The organism is Nakamurella flavida (assembly GCF_030811475.1).
Lineage (GTDB): Bacteria > Actinomycetota > Actinomycetes > Mycobacteriales > Nakamurellaceae > Nakamurella > Nakamurella flavida.
The window spans coordinates 1,185,072-1,204,448 of record NZ_JAUSQV010000001.1 but is presented as its reverse complement, the minus strand read 5'-3'; the positions used below and the strand labels follow the sequence as shown (position 1 = coordinate 1,204,448).

Here is a 19,377-nt window from a genome sequence, read left to right as displayed (position 1 = left end):
CATCGGTGTCGACATCACCGGAGTTCTGATCCGACCCATGCGAGGCCCCGCCCCCACCGGGCAACGACAGGAATGGATTCGAGGGCCCGGCCGGGGATCACGCGCGGTACAGCCGGTCGCCGTACGACTCTCCGTAGTACTCCTCGAGCTCGGCCATGGGGGCATCCGGAGCTACCAGGGTCTTGGCCAGGACGGCCGTCGACGGAAGCTCGTCCTTCCACGTCTCGGGGCTCCACAGCTGGGAGCGTAGGAACGCCTTGGCGCAGTGGTGGAAGACCTCGTCGATCTCGACGACGAGAGCCAGGATCGGGCGGTGGCCCTTCACCACGAGCTCATCGAAGAACGGCGCGTCCCGGACGAGGGTGGCGCGACCGTTGATGCGCAGGGTGTCGTCCCGGCCCGGGATGACGAACAGCAGTCCGACGTGCGGGTTGTCGACCACGTTGAGATACCCGTCCACGCGCCGGTTCCCAGGCCGCTCGGCCAGGGCGATGGTCCGGTCGTCGATCACGTGGGCCAGGCGACCGGCCGGATCGCCCTTGGGGGAGACGTCGCAACTGCCGTCCGCCGCGGACGTGGCCAGCAGGCAGAACGGCGACGCGGCCAACCACTGCCGGTCCAGGTCGTGCAGGGTCGGACGGACCTTCCGCACCGCGCGTTCCGCCGGCTCGCCGACCAGGTCGCGCAGCTCACGGGCATCCCGGACGGTTCTCCAGCGTGGATCGACCATGCGGTCACCCTAGGGCCCGCCGCCGGACGGCGGCCACGACATCCTCAGCGTCCGGCCAGCTCGTCCACGCCTCCCGGCCACCTCGGCGTGGTGCCCTGACGGGGTCAGCACCGGTCGTCGCCCGGGTCGGACGGTCGCCCGCCCGGCCCGGCCACGACGACCGACGTCCACGATCGGCCGCCGGGCCGGGAATCGAGACCGCCATGACCACCGTCGTCGCCAGCCCGTTCGCGCTGCCCCTGGCCCGAACCCGTTCCGGTCGGACCACTCTCGTCGCCGCGCCGGATCCACGGGGACTGCGGGTGGCCGATCTCGACGCGTCCCGGCAGGCCGACGTGCTGCAGGTGCTGGCGATCCTGGTCCACACACTGGGCCCGGCCGTGGGGATGGCTGAGGTCCACCGGCACTGGGACGAGACCTACCTCGGTCGCGTCGCCGGCACCGGCGGACCGGCACTGGGGTGGTGGTTCCGCCTGCAGAACCCGGTGCTGAGCTGTGAGTTCGACAGCGACGTGCCGGACCCGTTCGGGCCGGACGTCATCATCCCGGTCGCGCTCACCACCCCCGCCCGCGTCACCGCACCCTGAGCGGACCGCCCGCGGACCTACTCCATGGTCAGCACGACGCGGAACCGCGCGCCGCCGCTCATCATCCGGTCGTACCCCTCCGCGGCCTGCTCCAGCGGGTAGCTCTCGACCATCGGCCGGACGTCCTGCAGGGCACTGAACCGCAGGGTGTCCTCGGAGTCCTTGGACGTGCCCGAGGCGTGGCCGAGCACGCCGGTGCTCCCCGGGATCAGCGCGAACGGCGGGATCTGCATGGGATCCGCGGACGCACCGACGACGACCATCCGGCCGCGGGGGCGCAGACCACCGACCACCGAACTCATCGCGTCGGGGGCGGTGACGGTGGCCAGGATGGTGACCGCACCACCCAGCTTCTGCAGCTCCTCCGCGACGTCCACCGCGGTCGAGTCCAGGTAGTGGTGCGCCCCGAGCTGCAGGGCCTGCTCCTTCTTGTCCGTGCCTCGGGCGATGGCCACCGTCTCGAAGCCCATCTTCCGGGCGAACTGCACCCCGAGGTGGCCGAGGCCGCCGACACCGAGGATCGCGACGAGATCCCCGGCCCGGGCGCCGCTCTCGCGCAGGGCGTTGAACGTGGTCACCCCGGCGCACAGCAGCGGGGCGGCGTCGACGGCGGCCAGATCGTCGGGGATGGAGGCCAGCGCGCCGGCCGGGACGACGACGTGATCGGCATAACCGCCGTCGTACGCGATGCCGGGCACCTGCCCGTTCACACAGCTGATCAGGTCACCGCGCCGACAGGGGTCGCAGTGCCCGCAGTTGCCGCCGAACCAGCCGACGCCGACCCGCTGGCCGACCTGCCACGGTTCGACACCCTCGCCGACGGCCTGGATGGTGCCGGCGATCTCGTGGCCGGGCACCCGCGGGTATTCGATGGGCATGCCGCCCTCGACGGTGAACGCGTCGGAATGGCAGACGCCGCAAGCCTGCACCCGCACCAGCACCTCGCCCCGGCCCGGCTGCCGGATCTCGCGCTCGACGAGCTCGAGCTGCTGGCCGGGACCGGCCACCTGGACCACACGTGTCTGAGTCATGCGACCAGCAAACCACCCGGCGGCTCGGGCGCCCACGGTCAGGGCGCTGACCAGCCACCATGGGCAGCGTCGCGCAGGGCGCGACGGACGTCGACCGCCGCGCCCAGCTCGTCACGACCCCGGAGCTGGGCGGGGGTGCGGTCGCGGAGCAGGGCGGTACGGACGGCCGGGGTGACGAACGGGGTGTCGCTGCCGGCCAGGATGAGGTTGCCGCGCTGCCGGTCCTTCAGGGTCGAGGCGTGCGCGATGACGGCGATGTACGGGAACACCGCAGCCAGAGTGCCCAGCTCACCGTGGATCTCGCCCAGCACCCCGATGCTGTTCGCCAGGTAGAGGCCGCCGGGTCGGAGCACCCGCTGGACCTCCCGGGTGAACTCCACGGTGGTCAGGGCCGCGGGGGTGACGGCGCCCGCGAACACGTCCCGGACCACCACGTCGCGGCTGCCGTCCCCGAGGGACTCGGTGACGGTCCGGGCGTCACCGACGCGGATGCGCAGGACCGGTGCGGTCGGCAGCGGGAACCAGCGGCGTACCCCCTCGGCCAGGGCGGCGTCGATCTCCACGGCCAGGTGGCGCGAGCCGGGCAGGGCGTCGGCGAGATGCCGCGCCAACGAGCACCCGCCGGCGCCCAGGTGCAGCACGTCCGTTCGTGCCGTCGGGTCCACCGCTGGTCGGCTGAGGAGGGTGAGCGCGATCCAGCGCAGGTAGTCGAAGTCGAGCAGGCCGGGGTCGTCCAGGTCGTGCACCGAACTGGGCACCCCGTTGACCAGCAGGACCAGGGTGGACGGGCGATCCAGGTCGCGGACGATCTCCGCGGTTCCGGTGTCGATCGGGTGCGGCCCGAGCAGGGCGTCGGTGGCGGCGGCGGTGTCGCCGCCGGAGGTACGGGATCGGTCGGACGGTCGGCGGGGCACCCTGCCATCCGATCACACGGTGGGTGGCAGGCCGGTCGGTGTGACAGCGGGGCCGGCGGAGCGGGCCGCAGGAGGAGTGGAGCCCCCAGTGGAGCCGGCCGCGCGCAGATCGGCCAGCTCCGCGCGCAGGGCCCGGACCTCGCGGGCCAGCTCGGCGGTCTCGGAGAGCTGACCGGCCGGGACCGGGGTGTCGGGGGTCACGGCAGTGGAGGGAGTGGCAGCGGCAGCGGGCTGCGGAGCTGCCCGGGAGAACAACCAGTTGGCGAAGGACGCCGTCCAGACGCCGATCAGCGCGACACCGCCGAACACCAGCACCCCACCCAGCACCCGCCCCACGGCCGTGCGCGGGTAGGTGTCGCCGTACCCGACCGTCGTCACCGAGGTGACGGCCCACCAGACCGCGTCGCCGAGTGACCGGATCGTCGCGTCGTGCACGTGGCGTTCCACGACGAGCACGTTGACCGCGATACCCCACATGAGCACCACGGTGACGAACAGCGCGTAGATCATCACCTGATTGCGCAGCGATCGCATGGCCAGGTGGTGCACCACGATGACCAACGCGATCACCCGCAGGAAGTGCAGGTGCGGGACGATGGTCAGGACGATCAGCACGAGGTCGGGCCAACGTGCGCGCAGGAACCATCGGCGGCTGTGCGCCAGACACAGTCGGATCAGGTAGTCGACGAGGAAGTACGCCCAGCAGACCACCCCGACGGCGGAGAAGCCGACCACCGTGGCCCGGGGCGGACGGTCCAGGACGAACAGCCAGGACATCGAGGCCATGAACACCGCGGACACGACGACGACCGCCGGCACGCTCCGCCGCTCCCAGTCCAGCACCCGCTTCTCGCTCGGTGGGCCCGACCGGAAGAGGCGGGTGGGGCCGGACAGGGTCGCGGCACCCTCCACACTCATTGACTCATCGTAATCGAAGGCGCACTCAGAGTGGATGAGCCAGACCTGCGGCAGACTGGGTCCGATCGCCCGTCCCGATGACCGGAGGTGTCAGCGTGCCGCTGCACGATCGCCGCTGCGCCGTGGCCCGTGGATGGACGACATGGGGCCGCTGATCCAGCTCGTCCTCGTGCTGGCCGTCCTGGTCATCGCCGGGATGCTGCTGTTCCGGACCGCCCGCCAGGTTCCGCCGGCGTCGGGCCGGCGGGTACGACCGGTGGACGCCCTGCCGGCCCTGCCGGCCGTTCCCGCCCATCGCGGTCCCTGGCAGGCGCGGTACCTGCTGGACGGCGACACCATGGTGTGGTCGGTGGTGCGCACCGTCACCGACGCCCGCGGTGAGTGGGAGGAGACCCAGGCGATCATCCGGATCGACTCCGGGGCGGCCGATTTCGACGAACGCTTCGTGGCCGGGGAACGCAAGGCCCACGAACGGGCGCTCCTGCTGAACAGCTCCCTGTCGCCCTGAGGCTGCCGCGCCGGCGGGTCAGAGCGAGTCGAACAACTGCGACAGCGTGTCCGAGCAGCCCGCGTCGATCTTCACGGTCGCCTGCGGGTCGCCCCGGGTGGTGCCCCGGTTCACGATCACCACCGGGATGCCGCGGGCTGCCGCATGCCGGACGAAGCGGTACCCCGACATCACCGTGAGGGACGATCCGGCCACCAGTAGCGCCCCTGCCGCATCGACGGCGGCGTAGCAGCGGGCGACCCGGTCGCGGGGGACGTTCTCCCCGAAGAACACCACGTGCGGCTTGAGCACGCCGCCGCACACCAGGCAGTCGACCAGGTGGAAGCCGGAGGTGTCCTCCAGCTCGACATCGCCGTCCGGCGCGGTCGCCAGGTGGTCCTGCGCGGCCGCGTCGACGAGCGGGTTCACCGACTCCAAGCGCTCGTGCAGCTCGGCGCGTGAGCTCACCGTCCGGCACTGCAGGCAGATCACCTCGTCGATGCGGCCGTGCAGCTCGACCTGCGCGCGGGTGCCGGCCTCGGCGTGCAGTCCGTCGACGTTCTGGGTGATCAGGAAGAGCAGACGGCCCCTCGCCTCGAGCCCGGCCAGCGCACGGTGACCGTCGTTCGGGGCGGAATGGGCCAGGCGCCGCCAGCCGAGGTGGCTGCGGGCCCAGTAGCGCTGCCGGGCGACCGGACCGGAGCAGAACTCCTGATACGTCATCGGACGCCGCGGCGGGGCGCCCGGTCCGCGGTAGTCCGGGATGCCGGAGTCGGTGCTCATGCCCGCGCCGGTGAGCGCGACGATCGGTCGGCCGGTCAGCAGTCGGACGGCCCGCGCCAGGTCGTCCGCATCCCGTTCGGTCGCCGACGCACGTGTTCCGTCCACGGTGGTCTCGACGATCACGCCGTCGACGGTACGCGCAGGCCCGGGCCGGACAGTGCGCCTGGACTACCGTCCTCCGGCATGAGCGAACCGCCGCGGACGCCGCTGCCGGACCGGGTCGAACGGTCCGGGCTGACGCTCGTCCGCTGGCAGGAGGACGACGCGCCCGCTCTGCACCGGCTGATCCTGGACAACCTCGATCACCTCCGCCCGTTCATGGCCTGGACGGCGGGGGAGCCGCGCACACCGGAGGAGCACCATGCGCTGATCGCCGGCTGGACGCGGGAATGGGCGGCCGGCGGCAGTCTCGTCGTCGGCATCCGGCAGCACGACACCTGGGTCGGTTCGGCCGGCCTGCACCGCCGGGGCGGCCCGGACGAGCTGGAGATCGGCTACTGGGTCGACCACCGGCACCTCCGGCAGGGGGTGGCGACGGCGACGGGACGCGCGCTGACCGATCTGGCCTTCACCGTCCCCGGTATCCAGGTGGTGTCGATCGTGCACGACCTGGCCAACCTGGCCAGCGCCGCCGTCCCCGCCCGGCTCGGCTTCCGGCGGCTCGCCGACCGCGACTCCCTCGCCCCCCAGGGGCCCGCGGGGACCGGGCGTGACGGGGTGTGGGTGACGAGCCGGGCGGAATGGGCGGCGGCCCGGTGACGCCGGGGTCCCCGGACCCCGCCCGCCGCCGGGAACCGTTCAGGGTCGGAGGTTCTCGAGATCGGCGAGCAGGGCGGGGTGGGTCGGCCGCCAGCCCAGGGTGGCCCGGGTGTGCGCACTGGTCGCCGGCTGGTCCAGCGCGAAGATCGCTCCGAACGGGCCGAAGTCCTCGACCGGTAGCGGCTCGACGGGCAGGCCCAGTCGCCGGCCGATGACCGTGGCGATGTCCCGGACCCTGTCGCCCTCGTCGGCGACCGCATGCCAGGCCGTCCCCGCGGGGGCGGACTCCAGGGCGAGCCGGAACAGCACCGCGGCGTCCTTCGCGTGCACCGCGGGCCAGCGCTGGGCGCCGTCGCCCGGGTAGCCGGACACCCCGGACAGGCGGGCGGCCTCGGTCAGCATCCCGGCGAAACCACCCCGGCCCCCGTCGTGCACGGTGCGCGGCAGCCGCACCGCGGTGCTGCGGACGCCCTCGGACGCCAGCGCGAGCACCGCGTTCACCGTGCGCCCCCGGCCGCCGACCGGCCCGTCGGTCGGCAGCGGATCGGCCTCGGTGGAGGCGCGGCCCGGGATCCACGGCGTGCCGGACACGGTGACCAGGGGGCGGCCGGTGCCGGTCAGTGTCTCGCCGAGGGTGGTCAGCGCGGCGGTCTCCTCGGCCACGGACGCGGCTACGGCCCCGGCGGTGCTGTAGTCACCGCCGAAGGCCAGGCTGATCACCCCGTCGGCCCGCTCGGCCCCGGCGCGCAGGACGTCGAGGTCGGCGGTGCTCCCGCGGAGGACCTCCGCGCCGGCCTCGTGGATCTGCCGGGCGGCGGTGTCCGACCGGGCGAGGGCGAGGACGGTGTGGCCGTGGGCGAGCAACTCGGTGACCACGGCGGTGCCGATGGTGCCGGTGCCGCCGGTGACGAAGACCTGCATGACGAGCCTCCTGCTGTGATGGGACATGTGTCTCGTCACCGTAGCAAAGTCATGGGACACCAGTCCCGTCGCGAGGGCGCCGGGGTCACGTCCGGGTCTTCTAGGCTGGCGGACATGGGGCGATGGGAACCGGGGGCGACGCAACGTCTCGTCGTCGCGGCCGTGGACCTGTTCACCGAGCAGGGGTACGACGCCACCACGGTGGCGCAGATCGCCGAACGGGCCGGGGTCACCCGCAGCACCTTCTTCCGCCACTTCGCCGACAAGCGCGAGCTGCTGGTCGCCGGCCAGGAGACCCTGAGCAGACTGCTGGCCGACGGCATCGCCGAGGCGCCGGACGGGGCCAGCCCGCTCGAGGCGGTGGCCGTCGGCCTGGACCGGGCGTCCAGCGAGATGGGGCCGGTCAACCGGGATCTCGGCCCCCGGCTCTCCGCCGCGGTGGCGGCGAGCACCGAACTGCAGGAACGGGACGCGCTCAAGAGCGTCGGGATGGCGGCGGCCATGACCGCGGCGCTGGTGGCCCGCGGGATCCCCGATCCGACCGCGCATCTCGCGGCCGAACTGGGTGTGCTGGCGTTCAAGCGCGGGTACGCGGCCTGGTCCACGGGGGAGCGGGACGGGACGGGGCTCGCCCCGCACGCCCTCGCCGCCCTGGCCGAGCTGCGGGCGGCCACCGCGTCGTTGGGATAGGGCCCGGCGCCCGTCGGAGGGGGCCCGGCCTGCGACGGTCCGACCTAGGGTGAACCATGCGACGGCGCGGGACGGGTCTGGCGGTGATCGTCCCTGCCGTCCTGCTGGCCGTGATCCTGCCCAACCTGGGTGAGCGCCAACTGCCGGGTCGGGCCCAGGGGATACCGCTCCGCCTCGCTCCCGCCGTCGGTGACTGCGTGTCGACCCCGTTCCGGCCCGACCGGCAGGAGACGGGCGCGCTCGCCGTCGTCGCAGACGCGGACCTGCGGATCGGCCCGTGCGACGGCACCCGGTACGGGGAGGTCACCGCCGTGCTGGACGGGGCCGGGGCGTACGACGGCGCGAACAGCGACGGGCGATACCTGTCCGGCGAGTTCGCCGGCGCGGCGTACGTCTGCGATTACCAGACGCAGGATTACCAGGGGGTCCCGGCCGCGCTGCGCGGTGGGGCGCTGTTCGCCGACATCTGGTCCAGCAGGTTGTTCACCCCGTCCGTGTCGGTGGTCCCGGACGAGCGGCAACGTGCCGCCGGACAGAACTGGACGGCCTGCGTGGCCTTCCGGGTCGACGCCGCCGAGCAGGTCGCGCCGTTCGATGCTTCGGTGCGCGATCTGTACCGCACCGGCACGCCACCGGCGGACGCCGGGAGCTGCGAGGACGTCGCCGATCCCGCCGTGGCGCGGGCCGTGCCCTGCGGCCGGCCGCACCAGGTGGAGCTGATGGCAACCAGCACGACCATGCTGGTGGACTCGGCCACCGGACAGCTCGTCACGGACCCGTTGCTACCCGAATGCGTCGCACTGGTCGGCCTGCTGACCCGGCGGCCCGACCTGGACGCCGAGGGTGGGCTGACCGTGTCGGTGGACGCGAGCTACCGGAAGCAGGCCACCGGAGAGGCGGTGGGTGATCCCGGGGCGCAGACCGACGAGGTCCTCCAGGACCTGCGGTGCCGTGTGGTGGCACTGGCCGGTCGGACCCTGTCCGGAACGCTCCTCGGACTGGGTGACCGCCCCGTGCCCTGGACCTGACCCGTCCTGACCCCGCCCGACCGCCCGACCGCCCGACCGGCTCAGCCCTCCGGGTCGTTCGACCGGTCGATGTCGGCTGGGGCCGGGCCGGTGGCGGCCTCGTCGGTGACGGGGGCGCGGGCGTGGGCGAGCAGGCCGAGGAGGGGGAACAGCAGGACCGAGATGATGCCGGCGCCGACCAGCGACGCGGCCAGCGAACCGGTCAGCTCACCACGCTCCACCCCGATGCCGGTGACCGCGATGATGATGGGCAGACCGGTCGCGGTCAGCAGGGCCAGCGCGGCCCGGTCGGTGCGCGCCGCTCCCTTCGGTGCCGACAGCAGGCCGGATCCTCCGCGGATCACCAGCATGACCAGCACGAACACCGGGAGCAGGACCAGGGCCCGGCCGTCGCCGAGCAGGGCGGTCAGATCGAACGTCATGCCGGTGTGCACGAAGAAGATCGGCACCAGCAACCCGAACCCGAGGCCCTCGAGCTTGCTCTCCACCGACTCCGCGTCCGCCGGCGTCGCGTTCCGCAGCACCAACCGCATGAGCACCCCGGCCGCGAACGCACCGAGCAGCATGTCCAGGCCCAGGGCGAGGCTCAGTCCGGCCAGCACGGCCAGCACCAGGATGACCAACCGGACCGCGAACTGGCCGCTGGTGTGCAGGGTGGCGGTGATCAGCCGGTGCACCCGCAGGTGTGTGCCCTTCGCCGCCATGGCGATGGCCAGCGCGGTGACCGCGACGAAGGCGAGCAGGACGATCGCGGCCTTCCCGGGATTGCGTCCGGACAGGAACACCGAGATCGCGATCAGCGGCCCGAACTCGCCGACCGCACCGACCGCCACCACCGCGGTGCCGAACCGGGTGCGCAGCTCGCCGGCGTCCCGGAGCAGGGGGATCAGTGCCCCCAGGGCGGTACTGGTCAACGCCACGCCCAGGTACACCCCGGCCACCGGGTCGGGGGCGGCGACCACGCCGATCGCGACGGTCAGCACCACCGCGAGCAGCCATCCCGCGATCGACCGGCGCAGCGGCCGGCCGTTGATCTGCCGGAAGTCGATCTCCGTGCCCGCCAGGAAGAAGAGCATGGCCACCCCGAGGTCGGCGAGGTCGGCGGTGAACCCGTCCACGGGCGCCCAGCCGAGCACGGCCGGCCCGATGAGGATGCCGAGACCGATCTCGAAGACCACCAGCGGTACCCGCACCACCCGCCCGACGAGGGTGGCCAGCAGCGGAGCCAGCACCACGGCCAGGGGGACCAGCACGATGGCCGTCCAGGAGTCGATCACGGCAGCAGGACCGGCGGCCGGTGGCGGGGCTGGGGCATGCGTGCAGTGTGACGCACCGCCACCACCGGTGACAGAGGGCTCGGAGGGTCTGCGGGTCAGCGGCGGGTGATCCGGTCCGGGACCGCCACCCCGACGGCCAACAACGGGCAGGGCTCGGGCGTGCCCCACGCGGTGGTCAGCGGCAGTACCCCCGCCCACACCGGCGGTGCGCCCGGGGCCAGGTCGCGCTCGTCCTCCCCGGGGGGTCCGGTGCGGATCTTCACGCTCGCCTCGGCCAGGTCCAGGGCCAGGACGGCCGTGGCGGCCAGCTCCCGGCGGTCCGGCTGCCGGGTCGCCGTCCACGAACCGGGAGCCAGGTGCTCGGTGAGCACTCCCAGGCCGTGCCACCGATCGTCCGGATCGGTCACCGGCCGGGCCATCCCCTGGACGACGGCGCACCGGTAGTTCATCGAGTGGTGGAACGCCGAACGGCTGTAGACGATGCCGTCCACCTGGGTGACGGTGAAGCACACCGGCGTCCCGGCGGCCGCGGCCCGCAGCGAGGCCGCGCCGGAAGAGCCGTGCAGGTACAGGGTCTCGCCGTCCCGGCCGTAGCCGGTGGGGATGACCAGCGGACCGGCGTCCAGAGTCATGCCGAGATGCCCGATCAGGCCGGCGTCCAGGACGGCGTACAGATCGGCGCGGTCGGTCCGGGCGCGGCGGGCGCCGCGGTGCACGGTGGATCGGTCGGTGGGGGAGAGCGGAAGGGTGGTCACCGGTGCAGCCTGCCCGGGGCCGTGGCATCCTGGGAGAGCCAATCCGCCGCCGTTTCACCAGGCCACCGGAGCCGGCCACCGGGTTGGTGACGGAAGGAGCGCGGTGCAGCAACCGCCGATCGTGCTGGACCGCTCGACGGGTGTGCCGCTCGCCGTCCAGGTCGCTGCCGCCCTGCGCTCGTCGCCGACCGTGCGCACCGGGGACCGGTTGCCCTCGACCCGGGAGCTGGCCACCGCCCTCGGCGTCAGTCGGACGGTCACCGCCGCCGCCTACGACCAGCTGCTGGCCGAGGGCTGGCTGGAGGGGCGGCGGGGTGTCGGGTCGTTCGTGGTCGGGGCGGCCGGGGCCGTCCCGATCGCCCGGTCGTCGCCCGCGGACCTGCCGTTCGCGCCGACGATCGACCTGCGCCCCGGGGCCCCGTGCCTGGAGGTGCTCGACCGGGCCGTGTGGCGGCGGGCCTGGCGGGCCGCCGGTGACGAGCCGCCGGACGGGACCTGGTCGGCCGCCGGCGCCCCGGCGTTCCGGACGGCCGTCGTCGAGCACTTCCTGCGGGCCCGCGGCCTGGCGGCCGACCCCGCCGACGTGCTGGGCACCACGGGCACCTCGGCCGGTGCCGCCGAGGTCGCCCGGCTGCTCCCGCCCGGATCCCGTGTCGGGGTGGAGGATCCGGGCTACCGGCGGTCCGCCGAGGCGCTCCGCGGCACCGGCGCCCGGCTGGTGCCGCTCCGGGTGGACGGCGACGGGCTGGTGGTCGACGAGATCCCCGCCGGCCTGGCCGCCGTCTGCTGCACCCCCGCCCACCAGTTCCCCCTCGGCGGACGGCTGCCCGCCGCGCGGCGCGTCGCCCTGGTCGAGCGGGCGCGGGCCGAGGGACTGCTCGTCCTGGAGGACGACTACGACGGCGAGCTCCGGTACGACGTCGCCCCGCTCCCGCTGCTCGCGTCCCTCGGCCCCGATGTGGTCGTCCTGCTGGGCACCACCTCCAAGGTGCTGACCCCCACCCTCGGGGTGGGCTGGCTGGTGGCCCCGCCCGGCGTGCGTGATCGACTGCTGGCCGTCCGGACCGCGACCGGGACGCGGCCGTCACGGGCCGGGCAGCGGGTGGTCGCCGCGATGGCCGCGCACGGCGACCTGTCCCGTCACCTGCGCCGGTTGACCCGCGAACTGTCCGTGCGGCGGGAGCTGGTCCGGGACACGGTGATCGCCGCCGGACACCACACGCTCGGCGATGCCGCCGGGGCGCATCTCGTCGTGCCGCTGCTCGACCGGGCCGACGAGACCTCCGTGCGGGCAGTGGCTCTCGAGCGGGGGGTCGTCGTCGACGGTCTGGGACGGCACACCCTGCGACCGGAGAGTCCCGATGCACCTGCGGGTCTCGTCGTGGGGTGGGCCGGACCGGATCGGGCCGCGCTGACCCGGGGCCTGGCCGTGCTCGGCGAGGTGCTCCGCACGGTACCGCCGGGCTGACCGACCCGCTCAGGCGTCGACGACGCCGTCCCGGCCCGCCGCGACGAGCAGTTCGGCGAGCTCGGGCATCCTGACCGCTCCCGGGAGCTGGGGGGTGGCGACCCGCAGGAGCGGTCGCGCCGGCGCCGTGACGAAGGTGCGCGACGCGGGCACGAGGTTGATGCCGGCGGCGGCCAGCTCGGCCAGCGCCTGCCCCTCGTCGCGTGCCGGCAGCCAGACGAGCAGGTCGCCCGGGGGGCTCCAGCTCGGCACGCCGTGCCGATCCAGGGCGGCACGCAGCGCGGCGGCCCGGCCGGCGTGCTCGCCGGCCGCGTGGTCCACGGCCGCCAGGGCGCGGGGGTCGCGCAGCATGTACGCGAGGGCGTTCTGCAGGATCCGGCTCTGCGCGACGATGCCGTGACTGCGGAGTTCCCGCACCCGGTCCACCACGTCCCGGGCGCCGCCGATCACCGTCGTGCGCAGGTCGATGCCGAAGGCGCGGCAGTAGGACGTCAACCTGACCACCCGGTCCGGGAGCACCCCGGCGAGCGTGGGATCCCCCGCGGCGGCAGCGATCCCACCCGCGACGTCCTCCTCGACGACCCAGGTGTCGGGGGCCCGGGTGAGGATGACGTCGGCCAGTGCCGCCGACCGTTCCGTGGTCAGCCGGGTGTGCACGCTCAGCGTGCCCCGCGGTTGGTGGAGGAACGTGCGGGCGCCGGCGTCCAGGGCGGCGGCCAGGGAATCCTCCCGGGGGCCGTCCGGATCGGCCGCGACGCCGATGGTGGCGTACCCGAGGGAGCGCAGGTTCGCGACCGTGCCCGGGGTCGTCGGCTCCTGCACGGCCACCAGTCCGCCCGGGGGAGTGGCCGCCTCGCACGTCATCAGGGTGGCCTCCCCGGAGCCGGACACCGTCGTCCACGCCTCGGCCGGGAAGGGCCAGCCGTCGGCGACGGTGGCCCGGAGCAGCTCGGTGATGTGCTCGCGTTGCAGGGCATGGGTGCGCGGCTCCCCGAGACTGGACTCGAAGGCGCGGCGCAGGTCCGGGAGGTGCTCGGCGGCGGGGTGGGCCGAGGACAGGTCGACCGCCGCCCAGCCGTGGAACGGGCGCGGGGCCGCCGCGGAGGTGGGGACGGGCGGCGTCGGCGTGGCCGACGGCGGTCCGACGACGACGGTGCCACCGCGACGCCGGGTCCTGATCAGGCCGCGCTCACCGAGCCGCGACCAGGCCGCCGCCACCGCGGACACACTCGCCCCCGAGGCGGCCGCGAGGTCGCGGATGGTCGGCAGGCGGCTGCCCGCTGTGAGGGCGCCCGACTCGATCCGCCGGGCCACGACCTCGGTCAGCTCGCGGGCCTGCAACCCGCGCACGTCGGCGAGCAGGCGCGCGATCGCCGCGTCGGGGGGCGGTTCGGTGTCGCCCGGTGGGGGAACTGTCGCGGGGGCGCTCATATCGTCGCGAACTATAACCGCCGGAGTGTGTGATCCCCGCCATGATCGATCCGAACGACCCGTGCAGCTCCGCGCAGGTGCCGATACGCATCGGGATGGCCTCGGAGGATGCTGGGAGGAGGGTATGTTCTGCCCATGGCGAAGTATCTACCAGCATTTATCTCGGTGACCGCGGTCGCCGAGATGGTGCGCACCCGTCGGGTGTCCGCCACGGCGGTGGCCGAGCACTTCCTCGACCGGATCGACGAGAACGACCGGGCCGTGCACGCCATCGTGTGGCGGGACGACGAGCAGACCCTGGCCGATGCCGCCCGCATCGACGCGCAGCTGGACGGGGGTGGCCCGCCGCCGCCGCTGGCCGGCGTCCCGATGACGGTCAAGGACCTCTTCTCCGTCGCCGGCCAGCCGGCGACGCACTCCTCCCTGGCCTACGACGAGACCCCGGCGCAGCAGACCGACCTGCTGGTCACCGCGGCGACGTCGGCCGGACTGGTGCAGATCGGCCGGGCGGCCTCCCCCGAACTGGGCATGACCACCTCCTGCGAGAGCGACCGGTGGGGGATCACCCGCAACCCCTGGGACCTGGACCGCTCGCCCGGTGGGTCCAGCGGCGGGTCGGCCGCCGCGGTCGCCGCCGGCCTGGTCCCGGTGGCACTCGGCAGTGACGGCGGCGGGTCCATCCGGGTCCCCGCGGCGTTCTGCGGCGTCATCGGGCTCAAGCCGAGCCGCGGTCTGTTGCCCACCCGCGTCCAGGGCTGGGCCGGGGGCTCCGTCGAGGGCGCGCTGACCCGCACCATCGCCGACACCGCGGCGGTGTACACCCAGCTCGCGCAGGTCGACCGGTACGCCTGGGCCCGGCAGGCGCAGGCCGCACCCGATCTCACCCGCGCACTGGAGGCCCCGACCCCGCTGGTGCGGGTCGGTGTGATCACCCGGGCGCTGGACCCGTCGATCCCCGTCGACCCGGCCTGTGCCGCCGCGGCGTTGGACGTGGCCGACCGGCTGCGCGCCCAGGGGCACGAGGTGGTGGACCTCGACCCGATCGAGGCGATGGCCGAGGTGATGGACATCTACCCGCGGACGATCATCCCGGCGTGGCTCGGGCTGACCCCGGCCGACCACCCGGAGCTGCTCCCCGCGCACGTCCGGCGGGCCCTGGAGAGGGGCCGCGGCATCGACGCGGGCAGCTACCTGCAGGAGGTGCAGCTGTTCCAGCGGCTGGCCCGGGAGATCCTGCACCACCTGTTCGACCGGGTGGACGTGGTCGTCACGCCCACCACGGCCACCCGGGTCCCCGCCATCGGTGTGGTCCGGGCCGAGCTGCTGGACCGGGGCCCGTCCCGCGACTGCCGGGTCTACGAGCAGACCCTCGCGTTCACCACCGTGCCCAGCGTGCTGGGCTCACCGGCGATCTCGCTGCCCACCCACGTCGACGAGGACGGCCTGCCCATCGGCGTGCAGCTCTTCGCCGAACCCTTCGCCGAGTCCCTCCTCCTGCAACTCGGACGCGACCTGGAGGCCGCGTACCGCTGGCCGGAGCGATGTCCCGACACCCGTACCGCCCCCCTCCCGGTCGCCGCGGCGTCCGGATCAGCCCCCCTCCCCGGAGAGTGACCATGTCCCGACCCTCAGCAGCCACCCGGCTCGTCCTGACCGTCTCCGCGCTGTCGCTGGCCCTGGCCGGCTGCGCTTTCGGCGGCTCGGACTCCACCAGCAGCACCGGCGCGGCCGGCGGCGCCGCCAGTAGCGCCCCCGGCACGTCCGATCCGGCCGCCGCCGGCTCGTCCGCCGCGACCGGCTCGGCTGCGGCCGGTTCGGCCGACTTCACCGGGCAGACCCTGACCATCGCCGCCTACGCCGGTTCCTGGGGCGACTCGTTCTCCAAGGCCTTCGTCGAGCCCTTCGAGCAGGCCACCGGCGCGAACGTCGAGCTCGTGCCCGGCGGCCCCGCCGACTGGCTGACCGCCCTGCGGTCCGCGTCCGGCGGGACGCCGCCGTACGACCTGGTCGCCTTCACCCCCAACGTCATCCCGAACGCCGTGGCCGCGGGTGTCGTGCAGCCGCTGGACACCGCCCGGGTGGCCGAGTTCGCCGACCTCAACCCCACGCTGGTCGCGCAGAGCACCGTGGACGGCGTGCAGTACGGGGTCCCGCTCACCGTCGGGTCGACCGGGATCGCCTACCGCACCGACAAGATCACCGATCCGCCGACCGACTGGACGGACCTGTTCCGCCCCGAGCTGTGCGGCCACGTCGCGGTCTCCCCGTTGACCTTCAACACCGGGGTCGAGTTCATGGCCGGTCTGATCAACGAGGCCGGCGGCTCGATCACGAACCCCGCCGACGTGGACGCCGCGTTCGCCCAGTTGCAGAAACTGGCCGACTGCGCGTCCGTCTTCCCGGCGGACGGCACCTCGGTGGAGACCGCCCTGGTCAACGGGGACGCCTGGATCGCCGCCCACTGGGACGGGCGCGCCTTCGTGCAGCAGAACAACGGTGAGCCCATCGGATTCGCCTACCCCGCCTCGGGCTCGGTGGGCGCGCTGACGTCCTTCTTCACCACCAGCGGCAGCGAGCACACCGATCTGGCCTACGCCTTCCTGGACTACCTGGCCTCGGCGCAGTACCAGCCCACCTTCTCCGAAGGCACCTACTACGCCGCATCCAACGACACCAACGTCTACCCGGCGTCGTTCACCGATCAGATCAAGAGCGGGCCCGGCGCCTACGACGACTTCGTCTGGGTCGACTACGCCACCATCACCCCGCAGCTGGCCGATCTGCAGGCCCGCTGGCAGGAGATCTTCGGCTGATGGCATCCGGTCGCATCCACGCCCAGGACCTCCGGCTGGGCTACAACGGTGAACTCGTCCTGCACCTGGACGAGTTCACCGTCGAGGCCGGGGAGTTCGTGTCCGTGCTGGGCCCGTCCGGGTGCGGCAAGTCCACCCTGCTGGCCGCACTGGCCGGCTTCAACGAACCGATGACCGGCTCGATCTTCATCGACGACCGCGACGTCACCCATGTCCCGCCGAACAAGCGGGACACCGGGATGGTGTTCCAGCAGTACGCGCTGTTCCCGCACATGACGGTGGGCAAGAACGTGGAGTACGGACTCACCACCCGCAAGGTGCCGCGCGCCGAACGGGCCGAACGGGTGCGGGAGGTGCTGTCGTTGGTCGGCCTGAGCGAGTTCGTCGACCGGTACCCCAAGCAGCTCTCCGGTGGGCAGCAGCAGCGGGTGGCCACCGCGCGTGCGCTGGTCACCCGGCCCAAGGTGCTGCTGCTCGACGAACCGCTGTCCAACCTGGACGCCAAGCTGCGCCGGCAGATGCGCCACGAGATCCGCGAGCTGCAGCAGCAGGTCGGCACCACGATGGTCTTCGTCACCCACGACCAGGCCGAGGCCCTCGCGACCTCGGACCGGGTCGTGCTGCTGGCCGGCGGGGTGCTGGAGCAGCAGGGCACCCCCGAGGAGCTCTACCGCGCGCCGCGCACCGCCTTCGCCGCCGACTTCATCGGGGCGGCCAACCTGCTGTCCGGGACGGTCGACGACGCCGGCCGGGTGGCCGTGCTGGGGCGGCCCACGGTGCTGACCGCCGACGCGGCTCCGGGTGCGGCGGTCACCGTGGCGCTGCGGCCCGAGGCCGTCACCGTGCACGACCCGGGAGCCGACGATCCCCGGGAGGCGCTGGCCACCGTGGTCTCCGTCGGGTTCAGCGGCGAGCGCTACGACTACCGCCTCCGCCGCAACGACGACGGCATGCTCTCGGCGTCGCCGCCCGCCGGTGCCGCCCCCTGGAGCCCGGGCGACCGGGTCGCGGTGCGCTGGGCCGACTCGGCCCCGATCCTGGTGGGCGAGAAGTGACGGTGACCCACCAGGGCGCCCGCCCGGTGCCCGCCGTCGAGCCGGGACCCCCGGCCCGGCGCGGCCTCCGGAACCGGGCGGCGGCATTCCGTCATCCCGGGGCGCTGGCCGCGGTGGTGCCGTCGGTGTTCCTCGTCGGGGCGTTCGTCGTCCCGCTGGCCGGTCTGCTCGTGCTCTCGCTGCGCCCGACCGACGCCCTGAACAACCCGCTGCCCGGCGTGGGCCTGGACCAGTACCGGGAGGTGTTCACCACTTCCTACCTGTGGGGTTCGGTGGTCGAGAGCCTCGGGCTGGCCGTCCGGGTGTCGCTGACCTGCGCCGTCCTCGCCTACCCGGTGGCCTGGTTCCTGGCCCGGTCCCCGGGCCGGACCAGTCGCACGATCGTCTTCACCATCGCGCTCTCCCCGCTGCTCACCTCCGAGGTGGTGCGGTCCTTCGGCTGGCGGATCGTCATGTCGGGGGAGGGACCGGTGAACTCCACGCTGCAGGCCCTGGGCCTGATCGACGAGTCGCTGCCGCTGCTGCGGTCCCCTTGGACGGTGTTCCTGGCCGTGGTGCACGTCCTGCTGCCGTTCGCGATCATCACCCTGACCGCGTCGCTCACCGCCATCGACGGGTCCCTGCTGCGGGCCTCGGCCAGCCTGGGGGCGTCGCGGATCCGCACCTTCCTGCGGGTCGTGCTGCCGCTGTCGGCGCCCGGCCTGGTGGCGGGCACCGTGCTGGTCTTCTCGTTGACCATGGGCATCTACGTGACCCCGCTGCTGGTCGGCGGGGCCAACCAGCAGCTGGCCGGGCTGCGCATCCAGAACGAGGCCATGGTGTCGTTCGACCAGCCCCGGGCGGCGGCGTTGAGCTTCGTGCTGCTGGTCGTCACCCTGCTCGCCTGCGCAGCCATCACCGCGTTGGGGCGCGTGTGGGAACGGGGCAACCGTGGCTGACGCCCGCAGCACGTCCCGCCGGGTGCTGGCCGCGGTGCCGCTGGTCCTGGTGTGTGCGTTCCTGGTCTTCCCGCTGCTGATCGTGGTGCTCAGCTCGTTCAGCGACCGCAACAGCTTCCGCTTCCCACCGGACGGCTGGTCGCTGCGCTGGTACGGGCAGGTCTTCGAGAACGCCCAGTGGCTGCAGTCGCTGTCGGTCTCGGCCCAGCTCGTGCTCATCGTCGTCCCCCTGGTGGTGATCCTCGGGACACTCGGCGGGTACGCGGTCGGCGCCGGGGAGTTCCCCGGCCGCCGGGTGCTGGCGCTGATCTTCCTGGCGCCCATCGCCGTCCCCGCGGTGATGCTGGGCCTGGCCCTGCTGCACCAGCTGCAGGGGGCCGGCCTGGTCGGCACGCCGGTGGCCCTCGTGCTCGCGCATCTGCTGGTGACGTTCCCGTTCTGCGTCCGGGTGGCCGCGGTCAGCGCCGCGGGCATCGATCCGCGGCTGAACCGGGCCGCGCGCAGCCTGGGCGCCTCACCACTCCGGGCGTTCCTCACCGTGACCCTGCCGCTGATGCGGCCGGGAATCCTGGCCGCGGCCTTCCTCGGCGCGGTCATCTCCCTGGGCGAGGTGGCCGTGTCGGTGTTCGTCGCCGGCGCCAGCGGCGTCACCGTGCCCGTCCGGGTCTACTCGGCCGTCCAGGTCCAGCTCGAGCCGACCATCGCCGCGGTCTCCACCCTGCTGCTCGCGGCCTCCGTGCTGGTCATCGCCCTGCTCGACCGCTTCCTCAACGTCTCGCGACTCCTCTAGGA

20 protein-coding genes are annotated in these 19,377 nt (G+C 73.6%); 11 read left to right on the top strand and 9 right to left on the bottom strand.

Going from position 1 to position 19,377, the window contains the following annotated elements; translation table 11 throughout:
* Positions 1 to 97: 97 nt before the first annotated feature.
* Positions 98 to 730: a pyridoxamine 5'-phosphate oxidase family protein gene (locus tag J2S58_RS05385; protein ID WP_205257605.1), complete on the bottom strand. Its 633-nt coding sequence runs from the start codon at positions 728 to 730 to the stop codon at positions 98 to 100.
* Between the two features lie 203 nt (positions 731 to 933).
* Between J2S58_RS05385 and J2S58_RS05380 the strand changes: the two genes are divergently transcribed.
* Positions 934 to 1,317 carry a DUF3500 domain-containing protein gene (locus tag J2S58_RS05380; protein ID WP_205257604.1) on the top strand — a complete coding sequence of 128 codons (384 nt, stop codon included), beginning with the start codon at positions 934 to 936 and terminating at the stop codon, positions 1,315 to 1,317.
* Between the two features lie 17 nt (positions 1,318 to 1,334).
* Here the strand turns inward: J2S58_RS05380 and J2S58_RS05375 are convergent, their stop codons facing one another.
* The 3 genes from J2S58_RS05375 to J2S58_RS05365 are packed head-to-tail and all read right to left on the bottom strand — an operon-like array spanning position 1,335 to position 4,180.
* On the bottom strand, positions 1,335 to 2,348 hold the full coding sequence (locus tag J2S58_RS05375; protein ID WP_205257603.1) for an alcohol dehydrogenase: 1,014 nt from the start codon (positions 2,346 to 2,348) through the stop codon (positions 1,335 to 1,337).
* A gap of 38 nt (positions 2,349 to 2,386) precedes the next feature.
* Positions 2,387 to 3,262: a spermidine synthase gene (locus J2S58_RS05370; protein WP_205257602.1), complete on the bottom strand. Its 876-nt coding sequence runs from the start codon at positions 3,260 to 3,262 to the stop codon at positions 2,387 to 2,389.
* Between the two features lie 12 nt (positions 3,263 to 3,274).
* Positions 3,275 to 4,180 carry a potassium channel family protein gene (locus J2S58_RS05365; protein ID WP_205257601.1) on the bottom strand — a complete coding sequence of 302 codons (906 nt, stop codon included), beginning with the start codon at positions 4,178 to 4,180 and terminating at the stop codon, positions 3,275 to 3,277.
* A 142-nt stretch (positions 4,181 to 4,322) separates the two neighbouring features.
* Between J2S58_RS05365 and J2S58_RS05360 the strand changes: the two genes are divergently transcribed.
* Positions 4,323 to 4,688, top strand: a complete 366-nt coding sequence (locus J2S58_RS05360; protein ID WP_205257600.1) for a hypothetical protein — start codon at positions 4,323 to 4,325, stop codon at positions 4,686 to 4,688.
* A gap of 18 nt (positions 4,689 to 4,706) precedes the next feature.
* Here J2S58_RS05360 and J2S58_RS05355 read toward each other — a convergent pair whose 3' ends face one another.
* Positions 4,707 to 5,570 carry an NAD-dependent protein deacetylase gene (locus tag J2S58_RS05355; RefSeq protein WP_370881854.1) on the bottom strand — a complete coding sequence of 288 codons (864 nt, stop codon included), beginning with the start codon at positions 5,568 to 5,570 and terminating at the stop codon, positions 4,707 to 4,709.
* A 63-nt stretch (positions 5,571 to 5,633) separates the two neighbouring features.
* Between J2S58_RS05355 and J2S58_RS05350 the strand changes: the two genes are divergently transcribed.
* Positions 5,634 to 6,209: a GNAT family N-acetyltransferase gene (locus J2S58_RS05350; RefSeq protein ID WP_205257598.1), complete on the top strand. Its 576-nt coding sequence runs from the start codon at positions 5,634 to 5,636 to the stop codon at positions 6,207 to 6,209.
* Positions 6,210 to 6,248: 39 nt separating this feature from the next.
* On the opposite strand, the gene J2S58_RS05345 is transcribed toward J2S58_RS05350, so the two are convergent.
* Positions 6,249 to 7,130: an NAD-dependent epimerase/dehydratase family protein gene (locus J2S58_RS05345; protein WP_205257597.1), complete on the bottom strand. Its 882-nt coding sequence runs from the start codon at positions 7,128 to 7,130 to the stop codon at positions 6,249 to 6,251.
* A 114-nt stretch (positions 7,131 to 7,244) separates the two neighbouring features.
* Between J2S58_RS05345 and J2S58_RS05340 the strand changes: the two genes are divergently transcribed.
* Positions 7,245 to 7,820 (top strand): TetR/AcrR family transcriptional regulator, encoded by a 576-nt coding sequence (locus J2S58_RS05340; protein WP_205257596.1) that lies wholly within the window; start codon positions 7,245 to 7,247, stop codon positions 7,818 to 7,820.
* Positions 7,821 to 7,903: 83 nt separating this feature from the next.
* On the top strand, positions 7,904 to 8,848 hold the full coding sequence (locus J2S58_RS05335; protein WP_205257595.1) for a septum formation family protein: 945 nt from the start codon (positions 7,904 to 7,906) through the stop codon (positions 8,846 to 8,848).
* A 41-nt stretch (positions 8,849 to 8,889) separates the two neighbouring features.
* Here the strand turns inward: J2S58_RS05335 and J2S58_RS05330 are convergent, their stop codons facing one another.
* On the bottom strand, positions 8,890 to 10,125 hold the full coding sequence (locus tag J2S58_RS05330; protein WP_205257594.1) for a cation:proton antiporter: 1,236 nt from the start codon (positions 10,123 to 10,125) through the stop codon (positions 8,890 to 8,892).
* Between the two features lie 95 nt (positions 10,126 to 10,220).
* Positions 10,221 to 10,880 carry a pyridoxamine 5'-phosphate oxidase family protein gene (locus J2S58_RS05325; RefSeq protein ID WP_306826484.1) on the bottom strand — a complete coding sequence of 220 codons (660 nt, stop codon included), beginning with the start codon at positions 10,878 to 10,880 and terminating at the stop codon, positions 10,221 to 10,223.
* A 103-nt stretch (positions 10,881 to 10,983) separates the two neighbouring features.
* On the opposite strand from J2S58_RS05325, the gene J2S58_RS05320 reads away from it, so the two are divergent.
* On the top strand, positions 10,984 to 12,348 hold the full coding sequence (locus J2S58_RS05320; protein WP_205257592.1) for an aminotransferase-like domain-containing protein: 1,365 nt from the start codon (positions 10,984 to 10,986) through the stop codon (positions 12,346 to 12,348).
* Positions 12,349 to 12,357: 9 nt separating this feature from the next.
* On the opposite strand, the gene J2S58_RS05315 is transcribed toward J2S58_RS05320, so the two are convergent.
* Positions 12,358 to 13,779, bottom strand: a complete 1,422-nt coding sequence (locus J2S58_RS05315) for a GntR family transcriptional regulator (protein WP_205257591.1) — start codon at positions 13,777 to 13,779, stop codon at positions 12,358 to 12,360.
* Positions 13,780 to 13,914: 135 nt separating this feature from the next.
* Here J2S58_RS05315 and J2S58_RS05310 point away from each other — a divergent pair, with 135 nt between their 5' ends.
* Genes J2S58_RS05310 through J2S58_RS05290 form a run of 5 tightly spaced genes read left to right on the top strand, consistent with a single transcriptional unit; the run spans position 13,915 to position 19,375 of the window.
* Positions 13,915 to 15,393 (top strand): amidase, encoded by a 1,479-nt coding sequence (locus tag J2S58_RS05310; RefSeq protein ID WP_205257590.1) that lies wholly within the window; start codon positions 13,915 to 13,917, stop codon positions 15,391 to 15,393.
* Between the two features lie 2 nt (positions 15,394 to 15,395).
* Entirely contained in the window at positions 15,396 to 16,592 is a 1,197-nt protein-coding gene (locus J2S58_RS05305) for an ABC transporter substrate-binding protein (RefSeq protein WP_205257589.1), read from the top strand.
* Positions 16,592 to 17,647, top strand: a complete 1,056-nt coding sequence (locus J2S58_RS05300) for an ABC transporter ATP-binding protein (protein ID WP_205257588.1) — start codon at positions 16,592 to 16,594, stop codon at positions 17,645 to 17,647. The genes J2S58_RS05305 and J2S58_RS05300 overlap by 1 nt, the downstream gene beginning before the upstream one ends.
* A 2-nt stretch (positions 17,648 to 17,649) precedes the next feature.
* Positions 17,650 to 18,585 carry an ABC transporter permease gene (locus J2S58_RS05295; protein ID WP_205257587.1) on the top strand — a complete coding sequence of 312 codons (936 nt, stop codon included), beginning with the start codon at positions 17,650 to 17,652 and terminating at the stop codon, positions 18,583 to 18,585.
* Positions 18,578 to 19,375 (top strand): ABC transporter permease, encoded by a 798-nt coding sequence (locus tag J2S58_RS05290; protein ID WP_205257586.1) that lies wholly within the window; start codon positions 18,578 to 18,580, stop codon positions 19,373 to 19,375. Before J2S58_RS05295 ends, J2S58_RS05290 begins: the two co-directional genes overlap by 8 nt.
* Positions 19,376 to 19,377 lie beyond the last annotated feature (2 nt).